This is a genomic window from Algiphilus sp. (genome assembly GCF_023145115.1).
Lineage (GTDB): Bacteria > Pseudomonadota > Gammaproteobacteria > Nevskiales > Nevskiaceae > Algiphilus.
The window spans coordinates 61,801-69,247 of record NZ_JAGLEJ010000043.1; the positions used below are offsets into that span (position 1 = coordinate 61,801).

The following is a 7,447-nucleotide window of genomic DNA, read 5'->3' on the forward strand; positions in this document are numbered from 1 at the left end:
CTCTTCCCGCCTCGCGGCAACTGCGGGCCTTCCAAAAGTCCGTTGGCCGTATGGCAACGGAAGGGTGTGGCGGCTTCCAACCCCGCCCAGTCGTTTTATTGCGAATGGAGTTGATGGATGAGCTTGCTTGATTACAAATGGCTGCCGGTGCGACGCAGCGCGACCAGCGAGCGCGATTGGATCACGCCGGCGCAATTGTCCGACCCGGACATCGCCGCTTTCGATGCACCGCGCCCGGATTTCAACGGGGCGCTCCTTCAGTTCGCGATCGGTCTGCTGCAGACGACGACACCGGTCGACACATCGCGCGAGTGGGCGGAGCGCTTTCGCGAGCCACCCGATGAGGAGGAGTTGCAGCGTTGGTTTGATTCTGTGGCCCCGGCGCTCGATCTCGATGGCGACGCGGCGCGCTTCATGCAGGATCGAACGTTGACCATGGACGATGGCGCGGTCAATGAGATCGCGGCCCTGCTGATCGAAGCCCCTGGCGGAAAGACGTTGAGGGACAACGGCGACCATTTCATCAAGCGCGGGCAGGTGGCGGGCATGTGTCCGCACTGCGTGGCGACGGCGCTGCTCACGCTGCAGATCAACGCGCCGTCCGGCGGGGCGGGGCATCGCACCGGTCTGCGCGGCGGCGGGCCGTTGACGACCCTGGTCGTCTGCCAGCCCACGCGCAGTCTCTGGCACGACCTCTGGGTGAATGTGCAGGAGCGCTCGCGTTTTCTTGAGGCTGGCGGCGATCCGGAGAAAACGGAGCCCTGCCACACTTTCCCGTGGATGAGCGAGCAGACCCGGCTGCAGAAGGAAGGGGGCGCGCTGGCGCCTGTCGATGCGCATCCGGCCCACGTTTTCTGGGCCATGCCGCGGCGCATTCGCCTCGATTTCGGGGCAGTCGAGGCGGGCACCTGCGATATCTGCGGGCGCCCGTCGGAGCAGCTCGTCACGCGCTACGTCACGAAGAACTACGGCCTCAACTACAAGGGTCCGTGGGACCACCCCTTGTCGCCCTACTACGAGAACAAGGAGGAGTGGCTGCCCATGCATCCGCAGCCCGGCGGGTTCGGGTACCGGCACTGGCTGGCCTGGGTACTGGGCACGGAGGACGAGAAAAAACGACAGCGCGCGGCAAGGATTGTCAGCGCGCAGCTCGACTCGGGACGAATCCGAGCGCTCGGGCATGCGCCCTTGCACCTGCGCGCCTTCGGTTTCGACATGGACAACATGAAGGCGCGTTGCTGGTACGACAGCACCCTGCCGCTCTACGGCCTGGCCGAATGCGAAGCAGGCGCGCGCAGACGCGTGCAGAACGAAGTTGCCCTCTGGCTGGCCGGCGCCGATCTGGCCGCGTATTACCTTCGCTCGGCAGTGAAGGGCGCTTGGTTCGGCCACGAGGCGCGCGGCGATCTCAGCGTGGTGGATGCCGGCTTCTGGGCGGCGACGGAGCCGAGCTTCTACGAAATCCTGCAGGCGTATATCGCGGCCGAACGGCAGGAAAAGGAGATCGACTCGCTTGTATTGAAGCAACGATTCCACGCAGCGCTGGCACGCACCGCGCTCGCGCTGTTCGACGGCTGCTTCGCCGGTGCGGGTGCGGTCGAGCGCCAGCACCCGCAACGCGTGGCAACGGCGTATCGACAGCTTCGTCAGAAGCTCTATGGCCGCAAGCTCCACGAAGCGCTGGCGTTACCGAAGCAGGAAGTCGAGCCGGGAAAGGCGCAGCACCCGAATCATGAAACCGCATCGGCCTGAGGGGGGAACGATGAAACGCCTCGAACGTGAACACGGCGCCGGAGAGGCGCTGCTGAAATGGTGGCAGGATCTGGATGAAAGGCGTGCCGACCGTGCCATTCTCCGGCGTGCACCCGACATCACTGCAGTAAGCATTAGTGCCCCCTATCAGCGCTGCTATCGCCGGCTGCTCGAGCGTGACGAGTCCTTCGAGTCGGCGCATCTGCGCGATCGACTGGCGGCGGCGGTCGGGCTGCTCGCGCACGTCAAGGTCGACAGTCCCGGAGTCAGTGTCCCCGAGAGCCTCAGCGCACGCGCTCCCGGCGACGACCAGCCCGCTGTCAGCAAGCTGCGTTTCGTCCGGCTGCTGGAATCCCCCGATCTGGACAGCCTTTTCACCGGCCTGCGTCGCGCGCTGCCACTGACCGGTCACACGATGAACATCGTCGCCCTCACGCAGGACCTGCTGTTCTGGGGCGATGGCGTCAAGAAGGCCTGGGCCTACGGCTACCGCTGGCCCGACTAGCCCGAAGTCCGCGATTCGTTTCCACTCGATGCCATCAAGGGAGGAGCACCCCATGTCCCGTTTCATCCAGCTGCATGTGCTTACGCAATACCCGCCGTCCAATCTCAACCGCGACGATACCGGTCGACCGAAGACCGCCTTGGTGGGCGAGGCACTGCGTCTGCGCATTTCCTCACAGAGCCTGAAGCGCGCCTGGCGCACGTCGGAGGTCTTCGGCGAGGCGCTGGGGGCTTCGGCGTATCCGGTGGGCGAGCCGGTTGTGCGCTGGGGCAAGGTGTCCACGGTGCTGGGTACGCGCACCAAGGAAGCGGGCATTCGCATCTACGAGGCGCTCGTTGCGCGCGGCGTGTCGGAGAAGGATGCGCGCGTCTGGGCCCAGAAGATCGCCGAGCGCTTCGGCAAGCGCAAGAAGGAATCCAAGGAGAATCCGCAGAACGATCTCGAGATCGAGCAGCTAGCGCATTTCAGCCCGGGCGAGCGCGATGCGATCGATGCTCTGGTGAAATCCTGTGCCGAGCGCGGCAGTGCGCCCACCGATGACGAGCTGAAGCTGCTGCGCCGTCCGCAGCATGCCGTGGACATTGCGATGTTCGGGCGCATGCTGGCGGATGAGCCGTCGCACAACATGGAAGCCGCGGTTCAGGTTGCGCATGCCTTTACCGTTCACAAGAGCGCGGTCGAGGACGACTACTTCAGCGCTGTCGACGACCTCAACGAAGGTTTGGAGGACAAGGGGGCAGGCCATATCGGCGAGCGAGGGTATGGCGCGGGTGTCTTCTACCTTTATCTGTGCATCAATCGCGAGTTGCTGAAGGAGAATCTGGATGGTGACGATGCGCTCACGGAGAAGGCGCTGGGTGCCCTGATCCACGCTGTCACCAAGATCTCGCCCACCGGCATGCAGAACAGCTATGCCTCCCGCGCTTACGCGGGCTACGTCATGGCCGAACGTGGCGACCAGCAGCCGCGGTCGCTGTCGCAGGCCTTTCTCAAGCCGGTGCGCGGCAGCGAAGAGAAAGGGACCTTCGACGCGGCGGTGCAGGCGCTGGAAACCCGGCGTGCCAATTTCGACAAGGTCTACGGCGACTGCGCCGAAGAGCATCGCGTCATGAATGTCGAAAGCGGCGAAGGCTCGCTCCAGGAGCTTGTCGATTTCGTCGCGCGGGGCTGACGCCATGCCCTTCCTCGTTTTCCAGTTGCAGGCGCCGCTGGCCGCCTGGGGCGCTACGGCCGTGGGTGAGTATCGCGGCACCGATATCTATCCCAGCGAATCGGCCGTGTTCGGGCTTGTGGCGGCGGCGCTCGGGCTACGGCGCGCGCAGGAAGCCGAGCACCAGGCACTGGCGCGGGGCTACGGAGTGGTCATCGGAGTGCTGTCTTCCGGCACGCTGATGCGTGACTACCACACGGTGCAGATGCCCGGGCAATCCGTGATGAAGGGGCGTCCGCACGCAACGCGACGCGATGAGCTAGCGCCCGCGCGAACCGCGCTCACCACCATCATCTCGAAACGCGACTACCGCGAGAACGCGGGCTGGCTGGTTGCCCTCCAGGCGAAGGCAGATGCGCCTCACGCGCTGGATCAGCTGGGCAATGCGCTGGCACAACCGCGATTCGTGCTGTACCTCGGCCGCAAGTCGTGCCCGCTTGCCGCGCCGCTGCGGCCTCGGGTGCTGGGAGCGAGCTCGGCGATGGAGGCCTTCGCGGCGTACGCTGCCGAGCACGAGCAAACGCTGGAGGCAAACCGTGATCGATGGGGCAATGCACCGGTGGAACCATTGCCCGCGCTCTCGCGACTCGTCTGGGGCGAAGGCGTCGACGCTGGAATCGACGAGCCCAGTCTGACAGCCGTCCGCAAGGATCGGTTGATCTCGCGCGGCAAATGGCAGTTCGGCGATCGCGTGGAGCACGTCGCCTTTCTGGAAGAGGAGGGCTGACATGTACTTCAGCATGATCACGCCGGAGCCGGGCTGCGAGCGCGATGCCGCAGCGAGTCGAGCAACGGGCCCGTACCGCGAGCACCAGTGGCTGTGGCAGTTCTTCGAGGCGCCCGAAGGCACGCCGCGGGATTTCCTGTTTCGCGGCTCCGACGTTGACGGGATGCCGCGCTATCACGTGGTCTCTGCGCGCAAGCCACAGGCCAGCGTGACGGGCTGGGCCGTACAGTCTCGGGAATACGATCCGAAGCCGGTTGCCGGGGCGCGTCTGCGCTTCGACCTGCGTGCGAACCCGGTTGTCACGCACAAGCGCGACGGCAAGTCGCGCCGGGATGACGTCGTCATGCACGCCAAGCGCGAGATGCTGGACGCGCGCGGCTTATCGCGGTGGAAGGATTGGGTTGGCGAGGACAAGCCGCCCTTGTACGAAGTGGTTGCCAGCGCCTGTGGGCACTGGCTGCGCAGCCGGGCGCAGCAGGCCGGGTTCGGAGTGATGGAGGACAGCCTTCGCGTCGACAACTACAACCGGATGGCGGACAAGCCCCGGAAGCGGACCAACGGCGAAGCCATTCAGCTCAGCATGGTGGACTTCTCGGGGCAGCTTGAAGTGCAGGACCCGGAGCGCTTCCGGAACGCGCTGCTGCAGGGCATCGGCCACGCCAAGGCCTTTGGCTGCGGCCTGTTGCTGGTGCGTCCGGTCTGAGTCAAAGTGCTATCTTTTGATGGCACATGCTGAGGTACGGGCTCATGGAAAACTTCACGATCCGCGATCTGCGCGAGCGCACCGGCGAGCTGGTGCGCGGTGCCGAAGCCGGTCAACTTTCGCTGGTATCCAAGCGAGGCAACCCGCTCTTCGTCGCCGTACCCTTCAGCGAGAGCCTGCTCACCGGCGGCGTCAAGACCGCCCTCGCTTTGCAGCTCGTTCGGGATGGCACCATCAGTCAGGGTGTGGCGGCAGAGCTTGCCGGCATGAGCCGCAGCGATTTTCTGGATCTGATGGCGCGGCATCGCATACCGGCGGCCGATTACCCGGTGGACGAGCTGCGCGAGGAGCTGACGGGGCTTGGCCTCGACTGAGCGGTTGCTCGTCGCTGATACCGGGCCGCTGCTTGCGCTTGCCCGGGTCGATGGGCTTGTATGGTTGGCGGATTGCTTCGGCGAGATTCTGGTGCCGCGCGTGGTATGGAAGGAAGCGCAGCACCACCCCGGGCGTGCGGACGCGAAAGCGTTGCGCACGATGATCAAGACGGAGCCTGCCTTCAAGCTCTGCGCCAGCGCCGTGCATCCGAGCCTGTCCGATTTCCCGCTCGGCGCTGGTGAGCGTGCCGCCATCAGCGTTGCTCTGCGGCGCGGTGCGTGGCTGTTTCTGGATGATCGTGCAGCGCGAGTCACCGCGCGCAGCTGGGATCTGCCGGTGATCGGAACACTGGGGGTGCTGGTAATGGCCAAACGACGCGGCAGGCTCTCCGAGGTCGCTCCGGTCATCCGCAGGCTGCGCGCCAGCGGGTACTTCCTGGGCCCCGCCCTGGTCCGTGAAACCCTGCGTGTCTGCGGAGAGGTGTGATGGCCAACTCATCCGGATGGATGCCCCTCAAGCCGCTCCCGATGAAGGAACGGATGTCGATCCTCTTCGTCGAGAAAGGGCAGCTCGACGTGCTGGACGGCGCCTTTGTGGTCGTCGACAAGAACGGCGTTCGTACCCACGTTCCGGTTGGTGGCGTGGCCTGCCTGATGCTGGAGATCGGCACGCGCATCTCTCATGCCGCTGTGCGCCTGGCGGCCCAGGTGGGCACGCTCCTCGTATGGATCGGTGAAGGCGGTGTCCGGCTCTACTCGGCCGGGCAGCCCGGAGGCGCCCGTGCAGATCGCCTGCTCTATCAGGCGAAACTGGCGCTCGATGACGATCTGCGGCTCAAGGTCGTACGCGAAATGTATCGTCGTCGTTTCGGCGAAGAGCCGCCCGCACGCCGCAGCGTCGATCAGCTGCGCGGGATCGAAGGGGTGCGCGTTCGCGAAATGTACAAGCAGCTCGCCAAGCAGTTCGGAGTGCAATGGTCCGGCCGCGACTACGATGTCGACAACTGGCAGGGCACGGACGTCGTCAATCGATGCCTGTCCGCGGCGACCTCCTGCCTCTATGGGGTCTCGGAAGCCGCTGTGCTGGCGGCTGGCTACGCACCTGCCATCGGCTTTATCCATACCGGCAAGCCGCTGAGCTTCGTTTACGACGTGGCTGATCTCTACAAGTTTGAAACCGTCGTACCCATCGCCTTCTCGGTGGCGGCCAAGCGCGGGCGCGAGTCTGAGCGCGATGTCCGTCTGCAGTGTCGCGACGTCTTCCGCAAGTCGAAGGTCTTGCAACGCATCATCCCGGATATCGAGAACATCCTCGCTGCGGGCCAGATCAAGCCGCCAGAAGCACACGCCGAGCAGGTCGGCCCCGCAATCGCCAACCCGGAAAGCCTGGGTGACCCCGGGCATCGCAGCCGATGATCGTCATCGTCCTCGAAAACGCCCCGCCGCGCTTGCGCGGTCGCCTTGCCATCTGGCTGCTCGAAGTGCGTGCGGGGGTATACGTGGGCGAGTATGGCAAGAAGGTGCGCGAATACCTCTGGGAGCAGGTGGAAGAGATGATCGAAGAAGGCAATGCGGTCATCGTTTGGCGCGACCCCGGCAACGACGCTGGCTTCAGCTTCCAGACTCTCGGCAAGAATCGGCGGGTGCCGATTCAGTTCGATGGCGTGTCCTTGGTCGAATTCCTGCCGGAAGCGGCTTTGCCTCGCGAGAGCCGCAGCGATCCTTAAAAACTCGGTTGTCCGGTGGAAGCGAGTGGGCGTCTTTTCACCGGTAGAATCATGTGGCGCTTATCTGCCCTTTAGGTTCAAGTAGTTACGCGAAGAGTGTTCCCCGCGCACGCGGGGATGAACCGGTATCCACCGCCTTCTTGGTGCTGAACGTCACGTGTTCCCCGCGCACGCGGGGATGAACCGTCACGCCCCCGCCGCAGATGGCAGAGCCCGATGTGTTCCCCGCGCACGCGGGGATGAACCGACGATGGTGGCGCTCGCTGTGGCAGCGCCTGTGTGTTCCCCGCGCACGCGGGGATGAACCGCACAGCCACTCGGCGGAAATGATCCAATCCCTGTGTTCCCCGCGCACGCGGGGATGAACCGTTTCTGTCTGTCAAATCCAATCCGGTCGAGCTGTGTTCCCCGCGCACGCGGGGATGAACCGTATGGATCAAGCGCTTGCC

At 64.9% G+C, this 7,447-nt stretch carries 9 protein-coding genes and 1 CRISPR repeat array; all 9 genes read left to right on the forward strand.

All coding sequences use genetic code 11. The features are described 5' to 3' along the window. Window positions 1-117 precede the first annotated feature (117 nt). The 9 genes from casA to cas2e are packed head-to-tail and all read left to right on the forward strand — an operon-like array spanning window position 118 to window position 6,998. The gene (gene casA, locus KAH28_RS15350) at window positions 118-1,752 is read left to right on the forward strand and encodes a type I-E CRISPR-associated protein Cse1/CasA (protein WP_290578103.1); all 1,635 of its coding nucleotides are present in this window, start codon (window positions 118-120) and stop codon (window positions 1,750-1,752) included. 10 nt (window positions 1,753-1,762) lie between these two features. Beyond that, a complete protein-coding gene (gene casB / locus KAH28_RS15355) occupies window positions 1,763-2,257 on the forward strand; it encodes a type I-E CRISPR-associated protein Cse2/CasB (protein WP_290578104.1) in 495 nt (164 codons plus the stop codon). Between the two features lie 52 nt (window positions 2,258-2,309). Then, complete coding sequence (cas7e, locus tag KAH28_RS15360) at window positions 2,310-3,428, forward strand: type I-E CRISPR-associated protein Cas7/Cse4/CasC (protein ID WP_290578106.1); 1,119 nt, start codon at window positions 2,310-2,312, stop codon at window positions 3,426-3,428. A gap of 4 nt (window positions 3,429-3,432) precedes the next feature. Beyond that, window positions 3,433-4,194, forward strand: a complete 762-nt coding sequence (gene cas5e / locus KAH28_RS15365; RefSeq protein WP_290578108.1) for a type I-E CRISPR-associated protein Cas5/CasD — start codon at window positions 3,433-3,435, stop codon at window positions 4,192-4,194. A 1-nt stretch (window position 4,195) separates the two neighbouring features. Next, window positions 4,196-4,897, forward strand: a complete 702-nt coding sequence (cas6e, locus tag KAH28_RS15370; protein ID WP_290578110.1) for a type I-E CRISPR-associated protein Cas6/Cse3/CasE — start codon at window positions 4,196-4,198, stop codon at window positions 4,895-4,897. A 44-nt stretch (window positions 4,898-4,941) separates the two neighbouring features. Next, window positions 4,942-5,271: a type II toxin-antitoxin system prevent-host-death family antitoxin gene (locus KAH28_RS15375; protein WP_290578112.1), complete on the forward strand. Its 330-nt coding sequence runs from the start codon at window positions 4,942-4,944 to the stop codon at window positions 5,269-5,271. Next, window positions 5,258-5,758 carry a DUF3368 domain-containing protein gene (locus KAH28_RS15380; RefSeq protein WP_290578114.1) on the forward strand — a complete coding sequence of 167 codons (501 nt, stop codon included), beginning with the start codon at window positions 5,258-5,260 and terminating at the stop codon, window positions 5,756-5,758. The genes KAH28_RS15375 and KAH28_RS15380 overlap by 14 nt, the downstream gene beginning before the upstream one ends. After that, window positions 5,758-6,687, forward strand: coding sequence for a type I-E CRISPR-associated endonuclease Cas1e (gene cas1e / locus KAH28_RS15385; protein ID WP_290578116.1), 930 nt, complete (start codon window positions 5,758-5,760; stop codon window positions 6,685-6,687). The genes KAH28_RS15380 and cas1e overlap by 1 nt, the downstream gene beginning before the upstream one ends. Next, a complete protein-coding gene (gene cas2e / locus KAH28_RS15390; RefSeq protein WP_290578118.1) occupies window positions 6,684-6,998 on the forward strand; it encodes a type I-E CRISPR-associated endoribonuclease Cas2e in 315 nt (104 codons plus the stop codon). The genes cas1e and cas2e overlap by 4 nt, the downstream gene beginning before the upstream one ends. 96 nt (window positions 6,999-7,094) lie before the next feature. Beyond that, a CRISPR array of direct repeats spans window positions 7,095-7,428; the repeat unit is 29 nt; unit sequence GTGTTCCCCGCGCACGCGGGGATGAACCG. The last annotated feature ends 19 nt before the right edge of the window (window positions 7,429-7,447 follow it).

Excerpts from the sequence above, each read along its gene's own strand:
- cas1e (WP_290578116.1), top strand. The coding sequence starts at position 5,758 with ATGGCCAACTCATCCGGATGGATGCCCCTCAAGCCGCTCCCGATGAAG.
- cas7e (WP_290578106.1), top strand. The coding sequence starts at position 2,310 with ATGTCCCGTTTCATCCAGCTGCATGTGCTTACGCAATACCCGCCGTCC.
- KAH28_RS15375 (WP_290578112.1), top strand. The coding sequence starts at position 4,942 with ATGGAAAACTTCACGATCCGCGATCTGCGCGAGCGCACCGGCGAGCTG.
- cas2e (WP_290578118.1), top strand. The coding sequence starts at position 6,684 with ATGATCGTCATCGTCCTCGAAAACGCCCCGCCGCGCTTGCGCGGTCGC.
- cas6e (WP_290578110.1), top strand. The coding sequence starts at position 4,196 with ATGTACTTCAGCATGATCACGCCGGAGCCGGGCTGCGAGCGCGATGCC.
- casB (WP_290578104.1), top strand. The coding sequence starts at position 1,763 with ATGAAACGCCTCGAACGTGAACACGGCGCCGGAGAGGCGCTGCTGAAA.
- casA (WP_290578103.1), top strand. The coding sequence starts at position 118 with ATGAGCTTGCTTGATTACAAATGGCTGCCGGTGCGACGCAGCGCGACC.
- cas5e (WP_290578108.1), top strand. The coding sequence starts at position 3,433 with ATGCCCTTCCTCGTTTTCCAGTTGCAGGCGCCGCTGGCCGCCTGGGGC.